This window comes from Streptomyces sp. NBC_01635 (genome assembly GCF_045209715.1).
Lineage (GTDB): Bacteria > Actinomycetota > Actinomycetes > Streptomycetales > Streptomycetaceae > Streptomyces > Streptomyces hirsutus.
In genome coordinates this window covers 8,778,349-8,798,729 of sequence record NZ_CP109277.1, presented here as the reverse complement: position 1 = coordinate 8,798,729, position 20,381 = coordinate 8,778,349, and the positions used below count along the sequence as shown (strand labels likewise).

At 71.5% G+C, this 20,381-nt stretch carries 19 protein-coding genes; 5 read left to right on the top strand and 14 right to left on the bottom strand.

Going from position 1 to position 20,381, the window contains the following annotated elements; genetic code table 11:
* From OHB56_RS40035 to OHB56_RS40025, 3 genes are all read left to right on the top strand, one after another.
* Complete coding sequence (locus tag OHB56_RS40035) at nucleotides 1–189, top strand: ferredoxin (protein WP_326750863.1); 189 nt, start codon at nucleotides 1–3, stop codon at nucleotides 187–189.
* A gap of 555 nt (nucleotides 190–744) precedes the next feature.
* Nucleotides 745–1,512 (top strand): crotonase/enoyl-CoA hydratase family protein, encoded by a 768-nt coding sequence (locus OHB56_RS40030; RefSeq protein WP_326750864.1) that lies wholly within the window; start codon nucleotides 745–747, stop codon nucleotides 1,510–1,512.
* Nucleotides 1,513–1,588: 76 nt separating this feature from the next.
* Nucleotides 1,589–2,365 (top strand): SDR family NAD(P)-dependent oxidoreductase, encoded by a 777-nt coding sequence (locus OHB56_RS40025; RefSeq protein WP_326750865.1) that lies wholly within the window; start codon nucleotides 1,589–1,591, stop codon nucleotides 2,363–2,365.
* Between the two features lie 99 nt (nucleotides 2,366–2,464).
* Here the strand turns inward: OHB56_RS40025 and OHB56_RS40020 are convergent, their stop codons facing one another.
* A complete protein-coding gene (locus tag OHB56_RS40020) occupies nucleotides 2,465–3,532 on the bottom strand; it encodes a phosphotransferase family protein (RefSeq protein ID WP_406358804.1) in 1,068 nt (355 codons plus the stop codon).
* Nucleotides 3,533–3,723: 191 nt separating this feature from the next.
* Here OHB56_RS40020 and OHB56_RS40015 point away from each other — a divergent pair, with 191 nt between their 5' ends.
* Nucleotides 3,724–5,175: an MFS transporter gene (locus tag OHB56_RS40015; protein WP_326750867.1), complete on the top strand. Its 1,452-nt coding sequence runs from the start codon at nucleotides 3,724–3,726 to the stop codon at nucleotides 5,173–5,175.
* Between the two features lie 107 nt (nucleotides 5,176–5,282).
* On the opposite strand, the gene OHB56_RS40010 is transcribed toward OHB56_RS40015, so the two are convergent.
* The 5 genes from OHB56_RS40010 to OHB56_RS39990 form a co-directional block, all read right to left on the bottom strand.
* Entirely contained in the window at nucleotides 5,283–6,380 is a 1,098-nt protein-coding gene (locus OHB56_RS40010) for a 2-oxoacid:ferredoxin oxidoreductase subunit beta (protein ID WP_326750868.1), read from the bottom strand.
* Entirely contained in the window at nucleotides 6,377–8,239 is a 1,863-nt protein-coding gene (locus OHB56_RS40005; protein ID WP_326750869.1) for a 2-oxoacid:acceptor oxidoreductase subunit alpha, read from the bottom strand. The genes OHB56_RS40010 and OHB56_RS40005 overlap by 4 nt, the downstream gene beginning before the upstream one ends.
* Nucleotides 8,236–8,550 (bottom strand): hypothetical protein, encoded by a 315-nt coding sequence (locus OHB56_RS40000; RefSeq protein WP_406358801.1) that lies wholly within the window; start codon nucleotides 8,548–8,550, stop codon nucleotides 8,236–8,238. Before OHB56_RS40000 ends, OHB56_RS40005 begins: the two co-directional genes overlap by 4 nt.
* 115 nt (nucleotides 8,551–8,665) lie before the next feature.
* Entirely contained in the window at nucleotides 8,666–9,592 is a 927-nt protein-coding gene (locus OHB56_RS39995; protein WP_326750871.1) for an SDR family NAD(P)-dependent oxidoreductase, read from the bottom strand.
* Nucleotides 9,585–10,820, bottom strand: a complete 1,236-nt coding sequence (locus OHB56_RS39990) for a cytochrome P450 (protein ID WP_406358799.1) — start codon at nucleotides 10,818–10,820, stop codon at nucleotides 9,585–9,587. Before OHB56_RS39990 ends, OHB56_RS39995 begins: the two co-directional genes overlap by 8 nt.
* Before the next feature lie 122 nt (nucleotides 10,821–10,942).
* On the opposite strand from OHB56_RS39990, the gene OHB56_RS39985 reads away from it, so the two are divergent.
* Nucleotides 10,943–11,722, top strand: a complete 780-nt coding sequence (locus OHB56_RS39985) for an enoyl-CoA hydratase (RefSeq protein ID WP_326750873.1) — start codon at nucleotides 10,943–10,945, stop codon at nucleotides 11,720–11,722.
* 82 nt (nucleotides 11,723–11,804) lie between these two features.
* Here OHB56_RS39985 and OHB56_RS39980 read toward each other — a convergent pair whose 3' ends face one another.
* From OHB56_RS39980 to OHB56_RS39945, 8 genes are all read right to left on the bottom strand, one after another.
* Nucleotides 11,805–12,263: an SRPBCC family protein gene (locus tag OHB56_RS39980; protein ID WP_326750874.1), complete on the bottom strand. Its 459-nt coding sequence runs from the start codon at nucleotides 12,261–12,263 to the stop codon at nucleotides 11,805–11,807.
* Nucleotides 12,264–12,303: 40 nt separating this feature from the next.
* Nucleotides 12,304–12,789 (bottom strand): nuclear transport factor 2 family protein, encoded by a 486-nt coding sequence (locus tag OHB56_RS39975; protein WP_326750875.1) that lies wholly within the window; start codon nucleotides 12,787–12,789, stop codon nucleotides 12,304–12,306.
* A 16-nt stretch (nucleotides 12,790–12,805) separates the two neighbouring features.
* The gene (locus OHB56_RS39970; RefSeq protein ID WP_406358797.1) at nucleotides 12,806–15,169 is read right to left on the bottom strand and encodes a transketolase-like TK C-terminal-containing protein; all 2,364 of its coding nucleotides are present in this window, start codon (nucleotides 15,167–15,169) and stop codon (nucleotides 12,806–12,808) included.
* Between the two features lie 25 nt (nucleotides 15,170–15,194).
* Nucleotides 15,195–16,379 carry an acyl-CoA dehydrogenase family protein gene (locus OHB56_RS39965; protein WP_351127738.1) on the bottom strand — a complete coding sequence of 395 codons (1,185 nt, stop codon included), beginning with the start codon at nucleotides 16,377–16,379 and terminating at the stop codon, nucleotides 15,195–15,197.
* An 11-nt stretch (nucleotides 16,380–16,390) separates the two neighbouring features.
* Nucleotides 16,391–17,179: a glucose 1-dehydrogenase gene (locus OHB56_RS39960; protein ID WP_326750877.1), complete on the bottom strand. Its 789-nt coding sequence runs from the start codon at nucleotides 17,177–17,179 to the stop codon at nucleotides 16,391–16,393.
* Nucleotides 17,179–18,342 carry a thiolase family protein gene (locus OHB56_RS39955; protein WP_326756877.1) on the bottom strand — a complete coding sequence of 388 codons (1,164 nt, stop codon included), beginning with the start codon at nucleotides 18,340–18,342 and terminating at the stop codon, nucleotides 17,179–17,181. The genes OHB56_RS39960 and OHB56_RS39955 overlap by 1 nt, the downstream gene beginning before the upstream one ends.
* Before the next feature lie 61 nt (nucleotides 18,343–18,403).
* Nucleotides 18,404–19,450 (bottom strand): LLM class flavin-dependent oxidoreductase, encoded by a 1,047-nt coding sequence (locus OHB56_RS39950; protein WP_055626469.1) that lies wholly within the window; start codon nucleotides 19,448–19,450, stop codon nucleotides 18,404–18,406.
* Nucleotides 19,451–19,531: 81 nt separating this feature from the next.
* A complete protein-coding gene (locus OHB56_RS39945) occupies nucleotides 19,532–20,380 on the bottom strand; it encodes an alpha/beta fold hydrolase (RefSeq protein WP_095534160.1) in 849 nt (282 codons plus the stop codon).
* Nucleotide 20,381 lies beyond the last annotated feature (1 nt).

Sequence of the window (20,381 nt, the reverse complement as noted above, 5' to 3'; positions counted from 1 at the left end):
ATGAAGGTCAATTCCGATGTGACGCGATGCCAGGGACACGGCCGGTGCGCCCTGTTGGCCCCGGACGTCTTCGACGTGGACGACGACGGCAAGGTCGTCGTACTGCTCGCGGAGGTCGATGACGAACACGTCGCCGGTGTCCGCGAGGCCGTGACGAGCTGCCCGGAGACCGCGCTCGAGCTCGCTTGACAGTGTCCCGGCCCGACCTGGTTCGGGCCGGGACACCGCGTGCCCCCATGACATGCACCACCGTCGACTCCCCAGCCGTCGATGGCATCACCGCATCGCTCGGCTCCAGAACCAGGCTGCAGACCTTGGCTTTCGAACCGGTTCTCGAAGAAGACCGATGACGATGACGAGCGCCGTCCAGGCCCTGGCCGCCGTCGCGCGCGCCCCACAAACTCCGCTCCACGGCACCGGTGATCCGACCTCGCGGTGGTACCGGACGTCGCGTACCGCATGGGTCGCCGCTCGGGTAGCGCGCGAGCGCGCGCTGCCCCGACGTCCGCGCAGCCGCACGCCCCTCCCGGCGGCGCCCGCCCCACCCAGTCGGTCGACGGTGGGGCGGGCGCCGCCGCAGTCGTTGTCGCAGGAGCATCCGGGGTGAGGGCGATGACTTAATCCATCAGCGCTTGGTAAAGTATGAGTGTCACGCCTTCCCGCCCTCTCCTCGAGGTGGGCCGCAGACGTCGGCGTGCCGTGTGGTCGTCGCATCCGCTTGTCGCGGAACCCGAAGGGAGAGATGTGAGCTCGAAGGACGTTCTGACCGAACGGGCAGGTGCCGTACTGGTGGTCACGATCAACCGGCCGGACGCCAGGAACGCACTGAACCGGAATGTGGCCGAGGGCATCGCGGCGGCAGCCGACGAACTCGACGCGTCCGAGGACCTGAGGGCCGGCGTGCTGACCGGAGCCGGTGGGAACTTCTCCGCCGGCATGGATCTCAAGGCCTTCCTACGGGGTGAGTCCCCCAGCCTGGAGGGCCGGGGGCTGTGCGGCATCACGATGACGCCGCCCCGCAAGCCGTTGGTGGCCGCCGTGGAGGGCTGGGCGCTGGCGGGGGGACTCGAGCTCGTGCTGGCCTGCGACATGGTGGTCGCGGGCGAGACGGCGCGGTTCGGCGTCCCCGAGGTGAAGCGCGGCCTCGTCCCGGCCGCCGGCGCCGCACTGCGCCTGCCGGGCCGGGTGCCGCAGGCACTGGCACTGGAGATGCTGCTCACCGGTGAACCGATCGAAGCGCCGCGAGCCGCGAAGATCGGCCTGGTCAACCGTGTGACACGGGCCGGCGGGGCACGGGAGGGCGCCCTGGCCCTGGCGCAGAAGATCGCCGAGAACGGCCCCTTGGCGGTCCTGCGGACCAAGCAGATCGCGAGCGCCGCCGCGGACTGGGGAGCGGAGGAGGGCTGGAAGTGCCAGCAGCCGTTCATCGACGAGGTCTTCGCCTCCGAGGACGCCGCCGAGGGGGCGCGTGCCTTCGCGGAGAAACGCCTCCCTGTCTGGCGTGGCCGGTGAAGGCCAACGTCCTTGCTCGCAGGCGGCCCGACGTCCGTCCCCATGATCCCCGTCATCGGCAGGAAGAGAGAGAAACGTGAACATCACGGGAGCCAGCGCTCTGGTCACGGGAGCGGCGTCCGGAATCGGCGCCGCGGTCGCACGCCGTCTCGCGGCGGAAGGGGCCCATGTCGTCGTCGCCGACGTGCAGGAGGACAAGGGTCGGAAACTCGCCGCGGAGATCGGAGGCGTATTCGCCCCGGTGGACGTGACCGAGACGAGTCAGATCCGCGACGCGGTCGCGGCGGCGACTTCGATGGCGCCGCTGCGGGCCGTGGTCAACTCCGCCGGAGTCGGCGGCGCGCAGCGGACCATCGGCCGCGACGGCAGCCTCGAATCGGCGCACGACCTCGGGACATTCGCCCGGATCATCGCGATCAACCTGATCGGCACGTTCGACGTCGTGCGCCAGGCTGCCACCGCCATGAGCACCAACGAGCCGGACGCCCATGGGCAGCGCGGGGCGATCGTCAACATGGCCAGTGTCGCGGCCTTCGACGGCCAGATCGGCCAGGCCGCCTATGCCGCCTCGAAGGGAGGCGTGGTCGGCATGACGCTCCCGGTGGCGCGCGACCTGTCGGCCGCGGGAATCCGCCTGAACACCGTCGCTCCTGGTCTGATCGACACGCCCATCTACGGCGAAGGCCCGGACGCGGAGGCCTTCAAGGAGCAACTGGGATCGCACGTGCTCTTCCCCAAGCGCCTCGGCCTGCCGGAGGAACTCGCCTCCGTGGTGCTGGAGTTCCTCAGAAACGACTATCTCAACGCCGAGACCGTCCGGGTGGACGGTGGCATCCGGATGCCACCTCGCTGACGACCCGGCCCGAGGCGCAAACGCCGCCGGCTCCGGCTGTCCGACGGGGGACAGCCGGAGCCGGCGGCGTTTGCGCCCGCAGCACCTTGCGGGGGGGTGCTATATCCGGAGAGATCCCACGGCGAGGCCGGCCGCCATCAGGCGGGGTACCGCACGTCCGGCGGTGGCGAAACCCGGCCCCGATCCGACGCCGGCCCTGCGCCGGTGTTCGATGCCGGCCGCGATCGTACCGATCTTGTAGTAGGCGAGGGCCAGGTGGAAGTCCCAGTGGTCGAGCGGTACGCCGCCCGCCGCCTCGTAGGACGCCGCCAGCGAGGATGCGTCGGGCAGCCGGTCACTCGTCCAGGCGCTTGGTGCGCCGAGGATGAGGTCGAGGGCCTCGTCCCGGTAGGCGCACATCGTGGCGACGTCCGCGACCGGGTCGCCGATCGTCGACAGCTCCCAGTCGACGACGGCTGCCACCTCGGGGAGGTGACCGTGCCCCAGGATGGTGTTGTCGATGCGGAAGTCGCCGTGGACGATCCCGGTGAACCGCTGCTCCGGGATCGCTGTCTCCAGTCGCCGCCCGAGTTCCGCCGCCGCGGCACGGACGTCGTCGTCCTCGGGAGCGACCAGCTCCCACTGACCTCGCCACCGACGCAGTTGCCGCTGCGCGTACGCGTCGGGCCGGCCGAAGCGTTCGAGTCCGACGGCCACATGGTCCACACGGTGCAGCGCCGCCAGGTTCTGAGTCAACGAGTTCATGACATGGGCCAGTTGGGAGTCGTCGAGGGCGGCCAGGTCGTCGCGTGACTGCACGCTGCGGCCGTCCACGTAGTCCACGACCGTGAAGGCGCCGCCGAGGACCGACTCGTCCTCGCAGAGGACGACCGGCCGCGCGACGGGTACACCGCTCTCCCGTAGACCGGACGTCACCCGGAACTCGCGTGCCACGTCGTGTGCGGAGGGCGTACGACCCGCGCGCGGCGGCATGCGCAGGACCCAGCGTGACGCCCCGTCGCTCAGCACATAGGTCAGATTGGACCGCCCGCCGGTGATCAGGGTCGCCTCGAGCGGGCCTGTGGGAGTCGTGTCCGCTTCCGCCATGTGGCGGGCGACCGCGTCCAGTTCGTCACGGCTCAGATCGGTCGTCGTTCGACTCGCCTGCGCAGGTGGCTCGGTCTTCACGAATGCTCCTCCTGACGGTCGCAGCCGGCCTCCGGCCACCCGGAACGTGCGGCGGCCGGCGCGGGCCGGGCCGGGTGTGACGTGATCGGCTCTTCCACGAACGGCCGATTATATCTATTGACGTTTGGTTTAGCGTAGCATGAGGCGGGCCGGACCGTCCGGTCGTGCATCCCAGGCGGGGAGGCCAGTACGTGACGGACACCCGACGCGGACGCCGACGCATGTCGTTCCTGGTCCTCATCCTCTCGGCCATGGCGTTCTCGTCGCTGCAGTCGCTCCTCGTCCCCGTGCTCGCCCACATCGAGCACACCTTCCACACCGATCAGCGGACGGTCGTCTGGGTTCTGACCGCCTACCTGCTCTCCGCCTCGATCCTCACTCCGGTGCTCGGACGCGTGGGTGACATGGTGGGCAAGCGCCGCATGCTGGTGGTGACCCTGGCCGCGCTGACCCTCGGGTCCGCGCTCGCCGCGCTCGCGCCGTCCGTCGGATGGCTCATCGCGGCCCGGGTGGTCCAGGGTGCGGGCGGCGGAGTCATGCCCCTGTCCTTCGGGATCATCCGCGACCTGTACGGCGAGGCGCGGGTCTCACGGGCGGTGAGCGTGCTGGCCGCCATCGGCGCGCTCGGTTACGGCGCGGGCATCATCGCGGCCGGACCCGTCGTCGACGTGCTCGGATATCCCTGGCTGTTCTGGCTGCCGACGATCACGACGGCGATCGCGGCAATCGCGGCTCTCGTCGTGATCCCCGACTCCCCGGTGCGCGGCTCCCGCGGACTGCCTCTGCTCCCGGCGCTCCTGCTGTCGGTGGGCCTCGTGGCCCTCCTGGTCGCCCTGAGCGAGGGCAACGTCCGGGGCTGGGTCTCGCCCGGCATCCTCGGGCTGGTGGCGCTCTCGGTGCTGGCGGGGGCCGGCTGGGTATGGACCGAGACGCGCGTTCCGGTGCCGATGATCGACATGGCGATGATGCGGCGACGCGGTGTGTGGTCGTCCAACTGCGTGTCGGCCCTGCTCGGATTCGGGATGTTCGCGGGTTTCGCGTTCCTGCCCCAGCTCATGCAGACCCCGCCCGAGGCGGGCTACGGGTTCGGGAGCACGATCTCGGAGTCGGGGCGCCTCATGCTTCCTTCCGCCCTGGCCATGTTCGTCGTGGGCTTCGCGACCTCCCCGCTCGTCCGGCGCTTCGGGTCCCGGGCGGTGACCGTCTCCGGGTCCGCCCTGGGCTCCCTGTCGTTTCTCGGTCTGGCCGGCTTCCATGCCACTCCGTGGCAGACGTGCGTCGCGGCCACGTTCCTCGGGGTCGGCCTCGGGCTCGTGTTCGCCACCGTCGCGGGCGTGGTGGTCGGTGCCGTCCCTCCCGAACAGACCGGCGCGGCAAGCGGGATGAACGCCAACATCCGCACGATCGGCGGTTCGCTCGGGGCGGCGGTCATGGGCGCCATCGTGACGACCCGGGTCTCGGCGACGGGGCATCCACCGGAGTCGGCCTACACCCTGGGCTTCGCGACGCTGGGCGTGGCGCTCGCGCTCGGCAGTGTCACGGCCCTCTTCATCCCCGACCCCCGCGGGCGGCTGATCGAGAGCTCCGCGCGCGACACGGCACTGGCCGGGTCGGACATGGCCCCGTCCCGCCGCATCCCCTGATCCGGCGCGTGCACGAGGCCCCCGCAGGCCACCCTCCAGGTCGGGCTGCGGGGGCCTCGTGCGCCCGCTACGGCGTCACCGGGACGCCTTGGTGAGTGGGTGACAGGTCACGGCACCTCCCAGGTGTCGGGGCCCTCGATGAGGGCCTGGAGGTCGCCGTCGCCTCTTTGCTCACGGTCGGCCCTCCCCTGGGCACGGGCCTGGTCGTCGTACGTCGGGCGCTGCACCTGACGGAAGACGCCGATCGGGGCGCGGGTCATCTCACCCGTGGCGGTCAGTCGCGAGAGCGCGAACGCCACGGTCGGGTCCTCGGCGTGCGCGTCGTGGACCACGACCTGTCCCGCGTTCGCGGGCGTGACGTGGTCGACGTGCACCTCGCCGGTGGGCCGGCGGAAGACACCGAGCCGTCCCTGCCCGTCCTCGGCGGGTACGCCGAAGCGGACCGGTTCACCGTGGACGAGCGGAATGATCGCGTCGGCGGCGGAGTCGCGGTCCTTCAGAACGTCGTAGGCACCGTCGTTGAAGATCGGGCAGTTCTGGTAGATCTCCACGAGCGAGGTGCCGCGGTGGGCGGCCGCGGCCGACAGCACCGAGGTGAGGTGTTTGCGGTCGGAGTCGACGGTGCGCGCCACGAAGGTGCCCTCGGCCCCCAGGGCGAGGGAGACCGGGTTGAAGGGATGGTCGACCGAACCCACCGGAGTGGACTTGGTGATCTTGCCGGTTTCGCTGGTGGGCGAGTACTGACCCTTGGTGAGCCCGTAGATGCGGTTGTTGAACAGCAGGATCGTCATGTTGACGTTGCGGCGCAGGGCGTGGATGAGGTGGTTGCCGCCGATGGACAGCGCGTCGCCGTCGCCGGTGACGACCCACACCGAGAGGTCCTCGCGGGCGGTGGCGATGCCGGTGGCGATGGCGGGAGCGCGGCCGTGGATGGAGTGCATCCCGTAGGTGTCGAGGTAGTAGGGAAACCTCGAGGAGCAGCCGATGCCGGAGACGAAGACGATGTTCTCGCGGCGCAGGCCCAGACCGGGCAGGAAGCCCTGGACGGCCTTGAGCACCACGTAGTCGCCGCAGCCGGGGCACCAGCGGACCTCCTGGTCGCTGGTGAAGTCCTTGCCGGTCTGGGGGCCGTCGGCAGCGGGCACCAGTGCCGTGCCGCTGTGCCCGTCCCCGACCACGGGGACGGGGAGGTCGGTGACCGTCATGAGGCCTCCTGCGAGATCTCGGTGAGATGGGACAGCAGCTCGTGCTCGAGCTGCTCTGCGCCGAACGGCATGCCGCGCACGGTGGTGAGGCGGCGTACGTCGACCAGATAGCGGTCACGCAGCAGGGTGGCGAGCTGACCCAGGTTCATCTCCGGGCACACCACGCGGTCGTAGGCCGCCAGGACGTCACCCAGGTCTGCCGGGAACGGGTTGAGGTGGCGAAGGTGCACCTGGGCGATGTCGAGTCCGCGGCGGCGCACCCGGCGTACGGCGGCACCGATCGGGCCGTACGTCGAACCCCAGCCGATGACCAGCACGCGGGCCCGGCAGCCCGGGTCGTCCACGGCGAGGGCGGGGATCGACCGGGCCACCGCGTCGACCTTGGCCTGCCGGGTACGGACCATGAGGTCGTGGTTGTCTGGGTCGTAGGAGATGTCCCCGGTGCCGTCCTTCTTCTCGATGCCGCCGATACGGTGCTCCAGGCCGGCGATGCCGGGCGGCGCCCAGGGCCGGGCCAGGGTCTCGGGGTCGCGGGTATAGGGCAGGAAGCGCTGCCCCTCGGCCGGCGGGGTTGCGAAGCCCGGCTCGATGCGGGGCATCGACGCCACGTCGGGGAGTCGCCACGGCTCGGAGCCGTTGGCGAGGTAGCCGTCGGAGAGCAGCATCACGGGGGTGCGGTGGGTGACGGCGATGCGTGCCGCTTCGACGGCGGCGTCGAAACAGTCCGCGGGGGACTGGGCCGCGACCACCGGCAGCGGCGCCTCGCCGTTGCGTCCGTACATCGCCTGCAGCAGGTCCGCCTGCTCGGTCTTGGTCGGCAGGCCGGTCGACGGTCCGCCGCGCTGGACGTCGACGATCACCAGCGGCACCTCGAGCATCACCGCGAGGCCGATGGTCTCGGCCTTGAGCGCCACGCCCGGCCCGGACGTCGTGGTGACGCCGAGATGGCCGGCGTAGGACGCTCCCAGGGCCGCGCCGATGGCGGCGATCTCGTCCTCTGCCTGGAAGGCGGTGACGTCGAAGTTCTTGTGCCTGCTCAGTTCGTGGAGGATGTCGGAGGCCGGCGTGATCGGGTAGGCACCGAGGAACACCGGGAGTCCCGAGAGGCGTCCGGCGGCCACGATGCCGTAGGACAGGGCGGTGTTGCCGGTGATGTTGCGGTAGCGGCCGGGGGCCACGGTGGCGGGCTTGACCCGGTAGGAGACGGCGAACGTCTCGGTGGTCTCACCGAAGTTCCAGCCCGCGCGCAGCGCGGTGACGTTGGCGTCGCGGATCGCGGGTTTCTTGGCGAACTTGCTGCCGAGATAGGCGACCGTACCGTCCACCTCGCGGCCGTACAGCCAGGACAGCAGGCCCAGCGCGAACATGTTCTTGGCACGGGCCGCGTCCTTGCGGGAGAGACCGAACTCCTTGACCGCCGCCACGGTCATACCGGTCAGGTCGAGTGCGTGGACGGCGAAGTCGGCCAGCGAGTCGTCCTCCAACGGACTGGCGGAGTACCCGGCCTTGGTCAGGTTCCGTGCCGTGAAGTCGTGCGTGTCAACGATCACCGTCGCTCCCGGCCGCAGGTCCCCGACGTTGGCCCGGAGCGCCGCCGGGTTCATCGCCACCAGGACGTCGGGCCGGTCGCCGGGAGTCAGGATGTCGTGGTCGGCGAAGTGCAGCTGGAAGCTGCTCACGCCCGGGATGGTGCCCTGCGGTGCGCGGATCTCGGCCGGGAAGTTCGGCAGGGTGGACAGGTCGTTGCCGAAGACGGCCGTGTCCTGGGTGAACCGGTCCCCCACCAGCTGCATGCCGTCGCCGGAGTCGCCGGCGAACCGGATCACCACCCGGTCCAGTTCGGTCACTCGTGCGCTCATCGGGGTGCCTCCAGGTGGGCTCGGACCATCGAGCGGGTGTCGTCGGCCCAGCCCTTGCCCGCGGCGTACGCGATCATCTCGTCGTAGCGGGTGCGCCACTGGTCGTCGCCGGACGGGTGGGCGCGGCACCCGAGTTCGGCGACGTCGAGCCACACGTGTGCGGGGCCCCGTTCGTCGGTGGCGCGGGCCAGGCCGTCGGCCGCCAGCGCCCGTGCCGCGGTACGGGCATCGAGTTCGGTGACGACCGACAGCGCGGTCAGCAGGGCGGGGTCGAGGATGTCGATCCCCTCGGCGGTGACGCGCACCTGCATGGCGGCTCCTCTTCTCGAGGGGTGGGCGTGTGCGTGGCGCCTCACCGTATCAAACGTCGTTGGATTATTGTGGGGTGGAATCACCCGTCGCCGGGGGACGGGTGATCAGCCGGCATCAGGGGGCCAGTGCGGCCGTCGCGGTCTTCCAGAGCCGCTCGGCGGCGGCCGGGTCCAGGGCATAAGGGGCCACGCCCCCCGAGTAGTCCGGGCGGCGTTCCGCGACGACGGCGGCCGGCCGGCAGTCCTGGTAGTACCCGGCTCCCGCATGCGCGAGTTCGGGTGCGGTGGCGAGCAGGACCGACGTCGCGGCGCCCTGCTCGACGGACTTCATGGGCAGCCCCTCCGTGTCCCACCGGATGTGCCGCTGCAGTTCGGTGTGGACGATGCCGGGGTGAGCGGCGTTGGCCCGCACCCCCCGGTCGCCCCAGCGACGTGTGATCCCGAGGGCGAGCAGCACGTCGGCGGTCTTCGACTGCGCGTACGCCAGCCACGGGTCGTAGGGGCGGAAGCGGAAGTGCAGGTCGTCGAAGACGACCGGCGAGCGCAGGTGCGCGGCGGAGCTGAGACACACCACACGGGCGCCCGACGCCTCGGCCAGCGGCCTTTCCAGGCCGTGCACCAGCGCGAAGTGACCGAGGAAGTTGGTGGCGAGCTGCCGCTCCCAGCCGTACGGCGTGCGCTCCAGCTCGGGCAGCGCCATGATCCCGGCGTTGTTGACGAGCACGTGCACCGGTCCGGTCCACGCGTCGGTGAACCGGCGCACCGAGCGCGGGTCGGCGAGGTCCAGCTCACGGGCCTCGATCAGGCCGTTGCCGGTGCGCTCCGTCAGCTCCGCGGCGATCCGGGCCGCGGCGCCGGTGCGGCGGGCGGCGAGGACGACCCGGGCCCCCGTCACGGCGAGGGCGCGCGCGGTCTCGACACCGAGGCCCGAGGTGGCACCGGTCACGATCGCCGTGCGGCCGGTGAGGTCGACGCCGTCGACGACCTCGTCGGTGGTGGTCGCGAAACCGAAACCCGTCAGCCGCTCCCCCGTCTCAGACATCGCCGCCCTCCTGTATCCGTACGGTCGCGGGCTCGCCGCCGGCCGCGAAGCGCACCGGAAGGCTGCGCAGCCCGTGGGAGTTGGTGTGGCCGCCCCAGACCACGGGGCCGTCGAGTTCGAGGGCCGGAAGCTCGTCCAGGAGGTACTCCAGGACCGTCCGCAGCTCCAGCCTGGCCAGGCCTTCCCCCAGGCACCGGTGCCGGCCGCTGCCGAAGGTGAGGTGCTGGGTCAGGCCGGGGCGGTCGAGGTCGAAGGCGAAGGGGTCGTCGAACTTGTCGGGGTCGTGGTTCGCCGCCCCGAAGGCCAGCATCACCTTCTCGCCGGGGCACAGTTCGGCGTCGCGCAGGGTGGTTTCGCGCCGTACGGTCCGGGCCATGTTCCACACCGGCGGGTGCAGCCGCAGGCACTCCTCGATCATCTTCGGCACCAGGGAGCGGTCGGTGAGCAGCCGGTCGCGGACGTCCGGTTCGGTGAGGAGGCGGTAGACCATCGTCCCGATGCCGTCGACCGTGGTGCCGTGGCCGGCGACGACCAGGAGTTGCACCAGCCCGAGCGCCTCGACGTCCGAGAGGGTCTCGCCCTCGATCTCGGCGTTGACCAGTTGCCCGAGCAGGTCCTCGGCCGGCCGGCCGCGCCGGGCGGCGATCTCCTCCGCCAGGAACGCCTCCAGCCGCTGGGCCGCGGCCCTGCCCCGTTCGGGGTGGTCGGTGTCGGCGAACGCCTGCATGAACTCCTCACCCAGGGAGTGGATGCGCTCCCAGTCCGACCGGATGCCGAGGATCCGGCAGATCACCAGGACCGGCACGGGGCGGGCGAACTCGGTGACCAGGTCGGCGCGGCCCCGCTCGGCGAGCGGGGCGAAGCCGTCCGCGACGATCCGGCGGATGTCGGCCTCCCAGGGGCCGAGCGCCTTGGGCGTGAAGTGCGGAAGGACCAGTTTGCGGAAGGCGCCGTGGCGGGGCGGGTCCAGTTCCGCCGGGATCACCGGCATGGACTTGCCGGTCGGCGGGATCATGATGCCCTCGGTGACGGTGAACGTCCGCCAGTCCACCGAGGCGGTCACGATGTCGGCGTGCTTGAGCAGGGCCCAGAAGCCGCCGGACGCCTCGCTCCAGGCCACGGGGCACCGTGCCTGCATGTCCGCGAGTGTCCCGAACAGTTCGTCGGCCAGTTCCGGCCTGCGGTTGTCGAGGTCCACGAGGTGTCGCTGCCTGCGGTCGTCGGTCACGGATCCTCCTCGATGATCGGACCGCGCTAATCTAACAGTGATTGGCTCTGGTGTGACCGCGTGACGCCTGTCACTCTGAGGGCCAGAAAACGCATCACCGTTAGGAGCCCGGTGTGTCCTCCATGAACCCCTCTGACTGTGTCCTGGTCGAGCACGACGGGGCGGTCGCCACGGTCACGCTCAACCGCCCGCTGCGGCGCAACGCGCTGACCTCCCGGCTGATCCGGGAGCTGAGCGCCACCATGGCCCGGCTCACCGACGACGCGCGGGTGCGCGCGGTGGTGCTGACCGGCGCGGGGCAGGCCTTCTGCGCCGGACTCGATCTGCGCGAACTGGGCGGGACCGGGGACAACATGCGCTCGGCGGGCCCCTCGGCCGGCGACAACGCGCCCTGGCACCGTCCGGCCAAACCGGTCGTCGCCGCGGTGAACGGCCCGGCGGTCACCGGCGGTCTGGAGATCGTGCTGCACTGCGACTTCGTCATCGCCTCGGAGGCGGCCCGCTTCGGTGACACCCACGCCCGGGTCGGCGTGCTGCCCGGCTGGGGCCTGTCCTACCTGCTCCCGCAGGCCGTCGGCGTGCGCCGGGCCCGGGAGATGAGCCTCACCGGGCGTCTGATCGGCGCTGAGGAGGCGCTCACCTGGGGGCTGGTCAACCGGGTGGTGGAGGGCGAGGACCTGCTCACCACCGCCCGGGAGGCGGCACGGCAGATCGCCGAGCTCGACCCGGAGATCGCCGCCGAGTATCTGGCGCTCTACCGCGACAACGCCGCCTCCACGCTCGCGAAGGCGGCGCAGCGCGAGAGTTCCCGCTCACTGGCCTGGGCGGAGCGCATGTTCCGTCCGGAGAGCGTCGCCGCCCGGGCGGACGCGCTCATCGAGCGGGGGCGGGCCCAGAACTGAGGGCCGTCCGGCGGACCGTTCCGAAGGCGCGGCGGCACACACGGTGCCGTCGCCGTCCTCGGAACGGGCCGCCGGTGAGCCCCTACTCCTGTGGTGCCGGCGGCAGGCCGAGGTGGTCGCGGAGGTTCCCCAGGAACGCCGAGTACCGGCTCGCGAAGGCCTCGTGCATCTCGGTCTCGACGCCGGCGTCGCAGTCGAAGTCGCCGTACCACTCGACGAACGTCCCGTTCGTGCGCGTCACCGGGCGGACCCGGATGGTCGCCCGGTAGCTGCGCACCGGGAACGGGTTCTCCCCCGGAGGGAAGCCGTAGGAGTACGACCGGTCGTCGGCGTCCATGGCCACCAGCCGCTCGCGGACCACCCGGCCCCCGTCGCGCAGCACGAGACGCCGTACGGAACCGACGGCCGGTCCCCCCTCGCCTTCCATCCCGCCCTCGGACAGTTTCTCGACGAAGTCCGCGATGTCCTCGAAGCGGCCCAGTACCGCCCAGACGGTGTCGACCGGGGCGGGCAGGACGTCGCTGACGTAGGCACGGCTCATGGCTCCTCCGGTACGGACCGTGTCGGGGCGGGCGGGGGTGTCACTGCTGTTCCGCGGTCGGAAGGGGCCGCATGAACGCCTCCGTCTCGCGTTTGAACGCCACGACGACGCGGCGCTCGCGGAACAGCCACCGGCCGTCGACGCGTACGAACTCGTCCTCGTAGTCGCCGGCGATGGCCGGACGGGTGTCGACCGCGAGGCCGTCGGGGCCCTGGTCGTCCCGGAGTTCGACGGCGACGGACACGCCGCGGGCGTGGTCGGCGTCCAGCACGTCGACGGCGATGTTGGTGACGACGTGGCGGGTCGTCCGGTCGGTCAGGGCGTCCCGGCGGGCGAAGAAGGCACGCAGCTCCTCCCGCCCGACGGCGTCGATCGTCGGGGAGCGCCAGGCGCCGTCCTCGGTGAAGAGGTCGGCGGCCGACGCGCCGCGGCCGTGGTCGAGCCGGCGGCCGTACTCCACCATCAGCCGTCTGCACTCCTCGATCGCCAGAAGCCTTTCCAGCGGCGGCAGTTCATGGTTCGTCATGCACGTGTTCCTCCCGTCAGTGGGGGCGGTCGAGCAGGTCGAGTGCCGCGCGGACGATGTGGTCCTCGTCGATGCCGTGTGCTGCGTACAGGTCCGGCAGGTCTCCGGACTGGCCGAAGCTCGTCACCCCGAGTGCGCGGATGCCGAGCCCGCCGGTGTGGGCGGCCAGGAAGGCCAGGGTGTGCGGATGGCCGTCGAGCACGGTCACCAGGGCTTGCGGTCGCCGCTGCCCGAACAGCTGGTCCAGGATCCAGCTGTCGCCCGGCTCCAGTCCGTCGCGGGCCCGCTGGGCCCGCATCAGCCGGTCCGGGCTGGTGGCCACCACGACGTCCACGGGGTGGCCGGCGGCCGCGAGGCGGTCGGCCGCCTTGACCGCCTCGGTCACCATCGCGCCCATGGCGACGATCGCGACCCGGGCTCCGGGCTCGGTGCGCAGCCGGTAACCGCCGGCCACCACCTGGCGGCGGCGCCGCTCCCTGGCGGCGGCCTCCTGCGGTATCCGCGCCAGCGCTTGGTCGACGGGGCGCGTGGACAGCCGCAGGTACGTCGAGCTGCCGTCCTCGCGGCCCAGCCGGGACAGGCCGTCGAGCAGGCACCATTCGGCCTCCAGGGCGAACGCCGGCTCGAAGGCGACGCAGCCGGGTTGCTCGAGCCCGATGGAGGGTGTGGTGATCGACTGGTGGGCGCCGCCCTCGGGTCCCAGGGTGATGCCCGACGGGGTACCGACCAGGATCGACTGCCCGCCGGCGTACATCCCGAAGGACCAGGGCTCCAGTGCCCGCCCGACGAAGGGGTCGTAGACCACGCCGATCGGGAAGAGCGGGTGTCCCCAGCGGCTCCATGTCGCGCCGAGCTCGCCCAGGAGCCCGACCAGGTTGACCTCGGCGATGCCGAGTTCGATGTGCTGGCCGGTGGGTCGTTCGGACCAGCGCAGCAGGGTTTCGGCGTCGTCGGCGAACCAGTCGCGCTTCTCCGTGCTGGACCAGGTGCCGGCCTTGTTGAGCCACCCGCCGAGGTTGGTGCTGGAGGCGACGTCGGGTGCGACCGTGACCACCCGGGCCGCCACGTCCGGCGCGGACCGGGTCAGGTCGAGCAGGGTGCGTCCGAGCGCCGCTTGCGTCGACGCGCGTCCGTTCGGGGTCCGTCCGAGGTCCGCCGGTACGGGCGGAGGTGCCGAGGGCGCCGGCGGGGTCCGGGAGAGCCGGGCGGCGACCTTCGCGCACAGGCGCGCTTCGGCGCTGTCCTCGGGGAAGGCGGCCCAGGGATCGGCCGGGTCGGCTCCGGTGCGGGCGGCCAGCTCGAGGAGTTGCCCGGGGGCCAGCAGGTTCGCGTGGTTCTGCGGGTGTCCCGCGCTGGCCAGCCCGTATCCCTTGACGGTGTAGGCGAAGACGACGGTGGGGCGGGTGTCGTCGATCCTGTCGAAGGCGTCGAGCAGGGCGGGCAGGTCGTGCCCGCCGAGGTCGCGGACGGCCTCGACGAGGGTGGTGTCGTCGATGTCCGCGATCACGGCCGCCACCGCCTCGGCGTCCGGCCCCGTGCCGGGCAGGCGGCGGCGCAGTTCTCCGGCGTCGCAGCGGAGCAGGCGCTGGTACTCCGGGTTGGACATGTCGTCGATCCGGCGCCCCAGTGCGTCGCCGCCCGGCAGATCGATGAGGGCCTGCAGTCTCCGCCCGTACTTGACGGTCAGTACCTGCCACCCGGCCGCGTCGAACATCTGCTGCAGCCGGCCGACCGCGATGTCGGGCACCACGCGGTCCAGGGACTGGCGGTTGAGGTCCACGATCCACACGACTTCGCCGAGTTCGGCCGTGGCGGGGTCGAGGACGGCCTCCCAGACCGCTCCCTCGTCCAGTTCGGCGTCGCCGACGAGGGAGTACTGCCGTCCACGCCGGGTGGTCCCGGTGCGGTCGTCGACGTAGCGGGAGGCCACCGCGCCCCAGACCGGCGCGGTCGCCCCGATGCCGACCGAGCCGGTCGAGTAGTCGACCGGGTCGGGATCCTTGGTGCGGCTCGGGTAGCTCTGCAGTCCGCCGTACTCGCGCAGCCGGGTGAGGTACGAGGCGTCCAGCCACCCCAGCAGGTAGTTGACGGCGTGCAGGACCGGTGAGGCGTGCGGCTTGACCGACACCCGGTCCTCGGCGGTCAGCCGCCCGAACCAGAGCGCCGTCATGATGCTGACCATCGAAGCGCTGGAGGCCTGGTGGCCGCCGACCTTGAGCCCGGAGCGGCTGGGACGTCCGCGGTTGGCGTGGTCGATCATCGCCGTCGCGAGCCACAGGGTGCGGCGCTCGAGGGATTCCAGGACCGTCAGTTCGTCCGCCGGGCCGTGCTCGGCCGCGGCGTCCGTCGGCTGGGAGGGGTGGGTGCTGGTGTGGTTCATCGGTGTCTCCCGGTCACTCGTCGGCTCAGCCGACGAAGGGTCGCTCCCGGCGCAGTTCCTCACGGGCGACGGTGCGGCGGTGCACGGCATCGGGGCCGTCGACGATCCGCAGCACCCGTGCCCATGCGTAGAAGTAGGCCAGCGGCAGGTCGTCGCTCACGCCGGCGCCCCCGAAGACCTCGATCGCCCGGTCGATCACCCGGGTGGCGGCGGCCGGTGCGACCACCTTGATCTGGGAGATCTCGCCGCGTGCCGCCTTGGCTCCGCGTTCGTCGATCAGCCGGGCCGTGTGCTGCACCAGCAGCCGGGCCTGGTCGATGTCCATCCGGGAGTCGGCGATCAGCTGCTGGACCACCGGGTTGTCGGCCAGCCGCTGGCCGAACGCCACGCGTTCCCCGGCGCGTCGGACCATCAGGGCGAGGGCCCGCTCGGCCATGCCCAGCGCGCGCATCGCGTGGTGGATCCGGCCGGGGCCGAGTCTGGCCTGGGCGATGGTGAATCCGTCGCCCTCGCCGGCGAGGAGGTTCCCGGCGGGCACCCGCACGCCGTCGAACAGCAGCTCGGAATGGCCGTGCTGGTCCTGGTAGCCGAAGATCGGCAGGTGCCGCTCGATGGTGAGGCCGGGCGCGTCGCGCGGCACCAGCACCATCGACTGCTGCCGGTGGGTGGGGGCGGTGGGGTCGGTCTTGCCCATCACGATGAAGACCTGGCAGCGTTCGTCCGCCGAGCCGGTGATCCACCACTTCCGTCCGGTGATGACGTAGGAGTCGCCGTCCCGCTCGATCGTGGTGGAGATGTTGGTGGCGTCGGAGGACGCGACGTCGGGTTCGGTCATCGCGAAGGCGGAGCGGATCTCCCCGGCGAGGAGGGGTTCGAGCCACCGCTTCTTCTGCTCGTCGGTGGCGAAGAGCGCCAGTGTCTCCATGTTGCCGGTGTCCGGTGCCTGGCAGTTGATCGCCTCGGGCGCGATCACCGGGGACCATCCGGTGATCTCGGCGATGGGGGCGTACTCGGCGTTCGTCAGGCCGGAGACCGCGGGCAGGAAGAGGTTCCACAGTCCGCGCTCGCGGGCGGACGCCTTCAGTTGCTCCATCACCGGCGGGTAGCTGTGCTCGCCGTGCTCGCGCAGGTGGGCCGCCCAGACCGGTTCGGCCGGGAAGACCTCCTCGCGCATGAAGTCCCACATGCGGTCCTGCAGGGAAGTACTCATGAACAGCGCTCCTAATGGCCGGACATGCCGCCGTCGACGGGCAGCGTGATGCCGGTGACGTATGTCGAGGCGTCGCCGGCGAGGAAAACGACGGCGCCGTCGAGTTCGTGCGGCTTACCCATCCGCTTCAGCGGTGTGCTGTGCTCCAGGAACTCGGTGAGCGCCGCGCGTGGGGCCGCCTCGGTCATGTCCGTGGCGAAGTAGCCCGGGGCGATCGCGTTGACCCGGATGCCCTTGCGGCCCGACCACTGCTGGGCGAGGTCGCGGGTGAGGCCGACCAGGCCGGCCTTGCTCGCGACGTACGCCGCCTGCGGGGCGAAGGGCTTCACCAGTGCGAGTGCGCTCGCGACGTTGATGATGCTCGACCCGGGTCGCATCACCCGGGCGCACGACTGGGCCATCCAGTACGCGCCCATGAGGTTCACGTCGACGACGCTCCGGAACTCCTCCGGTGTCTCGCGCAGGGCGGGGACGGCCGTGCCGACGCCGGCGTTGTTCACGAGCACGTCGACCGCGCCGAGTTCGGCGACGGCCCGGTCGACGACCGCGGCGCAGTCGTCCGGGGAGACGACGTCGCAGCGCACCGGCAGCGCCCGCACCCCGTACTTCTCGACCTCTCGGGCGATGTCGTGCAGGCGGTCCACCCGGCGGGCGGCGAGGACCACGTCCGCACCGGCGGCGGCCAGCGCGCGGGCGAAACCCGCACCGAGGCCGGAGCTCGCGCCGGTGACGACGGCGACCCTGCCGGTCAGGGAGAACTGTTCGACGCCGGTCCTGGGCGTCTCGTCCTGGGCCGCCATCAGACCAGCTCGACCAGGGTCGCGTTGGCCATGCCCCCGCCTTCGCACATGGTGATCACACCACGCCGTCCGCCGGTGGCCTCCAAGTGGCTGATCAGGGTGGCGAGGATGCGGATGCCGGAGGCGCCCATCGGGTGGCCGAGGGCGATGGCTCCGCCCCGCGGGTTGACCTTCGCCAGGTCGACGCCGAGTTCGCGGGCCCAGACCAGGGGTACGGGTGCAAACGCCTCGTTGACCTCGAAGACGTCGATGTCGTCGACCGTCAGGCCGGTCCGGTCCAGAAGGCGCTGGGTGGCGGGGATGACGCCGGTGAGCATCAGCAGCGGGTCGCTGCCGGTCACCGCGAAGCCGGTGAGCCGGGCCCGCGGTGCGAGACCCAGTTCGGCGGCCTTCGCCTCGCTCGTCACCAGGGCCGCGGAGGCCCCGTCGGTAAGGGGTGAGGAGTTGCCGGGCGTGATGTGCCATCCGATCTCCGGGAAGCGCTCCCCCAACGCGTCGTCCTGGAACGACGGGCGCAGTCCCGCCAGTTGGTCGGCGGTGGTGCCGGGGCGCACGGTCTCGTCGGCGGCGACCTCCCCCACGGGCACGATCTCCCGGGCGAAGTCGCCGGCGCGGGCACGGGCCGCGGCCAGTTCGTGGGACCGTGCGGCGAACTCGTCCAGCTCCCGCCGGCCGAGCTTCCAGCGTCCCGCGATGATCTCGGCCGAGACGCCCTGTCCGACCAGCCCTTCGGGGTAACGGCCCGCCAGGGGCGCGAACGGCTTGCCGTCGCGCCCCGGGAACCCGAGCGGCACCCTGCTCATGGACTCCACACCGCCGGCGACCACTACGTCGTAGGCACCGCTCATCACGCCCTGGGCGGCGAAGTGCAGTGCCTGCTGGGCGGATCCGCACTGGCGGTCGACGGTGGTGGCCGGCACGGACTCCGGGTAGCCGGCGGTGAGCAAAGCGGTCCGGGCCACGTTGGTGGCCTGGTCCCCGGCCTGACCGACACAGCCGGCGATCACGTCGTCGATCCGCGCCGGGTCGATCCCGGTGCGTTCGAGCAGGGCCGTCAGCGTCGTGGCCAGCAAGTCGGCCGGGTGCACACCGGACAGGGCGCCGCCGGGCTTGCCCCGGCCGGAGGGAGTGCGCACCGCGTCGACGACTACGGCAGGAGACAGCACGGGCATGGGTTTCTCCTGAGTGGGACGGTCAGGTCGGGGCCTGGGCGTCGGGGCCGGGTCAGGCGTCCGCGAGCTGCGGGATCACCTTGCTGCCGAAGAGCTCGATGGCGTCGAACAGCTCCGGCTCCGGCATGCCGCCCATGTCCATGTAGGCGAGATGCGTGGTGACCTTGAGCTGCTCGCTCAGCCGGGAGATCCGGTCGACGACCTCGTCCGGGCTGCCGACGATGGCCGGGCCCTTGGTGGTGAGCCAGTCGAAGTTGAAGGGACGCTGGTTCTGCTTCGGGACGGAGGGGTTGATCTGCGCGAGCAGCTCGTTCATCCAGGCGTGGTAGGCGGCGTACCGCGGTTTCCACTGGTCGCGCGCCGACTTGCTGTCGGGGCCGACCCAGACGTGCCAGCCCGCACCGATCTCCGGCTCCCAGCCGTGGCCGCACTCCTCCCACTTGGCGAGGTAGTGGTCCACGACCTTGGTGAAGAACGACGGGTCGCCGAAGGCGCTGGGAAGCATCAGCTTCCATCCGAGGCGGGCGGCGAGTTCCACGGACTCCAGGGAGCTGCCGCCGCCGATCCACATGCAGTCGCGGGCGGGCTGGATCGGAGCCGGCTGCAAGGACTCGCCGTTGATCGAGGGCCGGAACCGGCCGGACCAGTGCAGGGGTTCGCCGGTCCAGAGCTTGTCGACGAGCTCCGCGTTCTCCTTGAAGCGGGCGGCGGACTCGTCCAGGCTCTGGCCGAACAGGGTGTAGGTCGAGGCGAAGAAGTTGCCCCGGCCGTGCACGACGTCGACCCGGCCGTCCGACAGCACGTCGACCGTGGCGTAGTCCTCGGCGATGCGCAGACCGTCCAGGTTGGCGAGCAGGGTGACGGCGGTGCCGAGGCGCAGGGTGGTGGTGCGCTCCGCGATGGCGGCGAGGACGACGGGCGGTGCCGAGTAGATGTACTCGATCCCGTGGTGCTCGCCCATGTTGATGCCGTTGAAGCCGGCCGACTCGGCGAGGACGGCCATCTCCGGAAACATCTTGTAGCGGCGCGCGTTGGTGCTCCGCTCACCGGTCACGGGGTCGGTGACGAGGTCACCCAGCGACATCAGGTTGAACTTCATGGAGCCTCTTTCGCGTCAGGCCGGCAGGGCACTCACAAGGAGCCTTACGGAGCATTAATCTAACACCCTTGGGTTAAGGGGTCAATCGTCGAGGAAGGTACGGATGGCGTCGACGAAAGCGTCGTTGCGGTCGCCGACGACCATGTGTCCCGCACCGTCGAGCGTGACCGCGCGGGCCGTGGGCATCACCGTCAGGAACTCGCCCACCTCGTCCTCCCGGACGACATCGCTGGCACCGCCCGCGACCAGCAGGGTGGGCACGGTGACCGACTTCGCGGCGGCGACCGCGTCGTCCGGCCGGACCAGCGGGTTCGGGCCGTCGTTGCTTTTCAGAATCGCCGGGTCCCAGTGCCACCGCCACCGTCCGTCCGCGCCGCGGCGCACGGTGCGGTGCAGCCCTTCGGGACTCGAACGCCGTCTGCCCGGGTTGTAGGCCGCGACGGCCTCGGCGACCTCCGCGAGGGTCTCGAACCCGTCCAGGTGCGCCGTCATGAACTGCCTGATGCGTGCGACGCCGGCCGGGTGGGGCCGCGGTGTGATGTCGACCAGCACCAGGCGGTCGGTCAGGCGGGGGCGCCGGGCCAGTGCCATGAGCGCGGTCATGCCGCCGAGGGACGCGCCGGCCAGGCAGGCGGGGCGGCCCCCGCCCACCTGGTCCAGGACGCACTGCAGGTCGTCGACGTAGCGGGCGATGGAGTAGTCCCCGTCCCCGGCCCAGTCGCTGTCGCCGTGCCCGCGCGCGTCGTAGGTCACGGTCGTCCAGCCGTCGCCCGCCAGGGTCTCGGCGGCGCGGCTCCAGGAGTGCCGGGTCTGGCCGCCTCCGTGGAGCAGCACCACCAGGCCGCGCCCGGTGCCGGGCGCGGCCGGTTCACGCACGTCGGCCACGATTTTCCCGGCCGTGCCGCGCAGGACCAGGGGAGCCCGATCCACG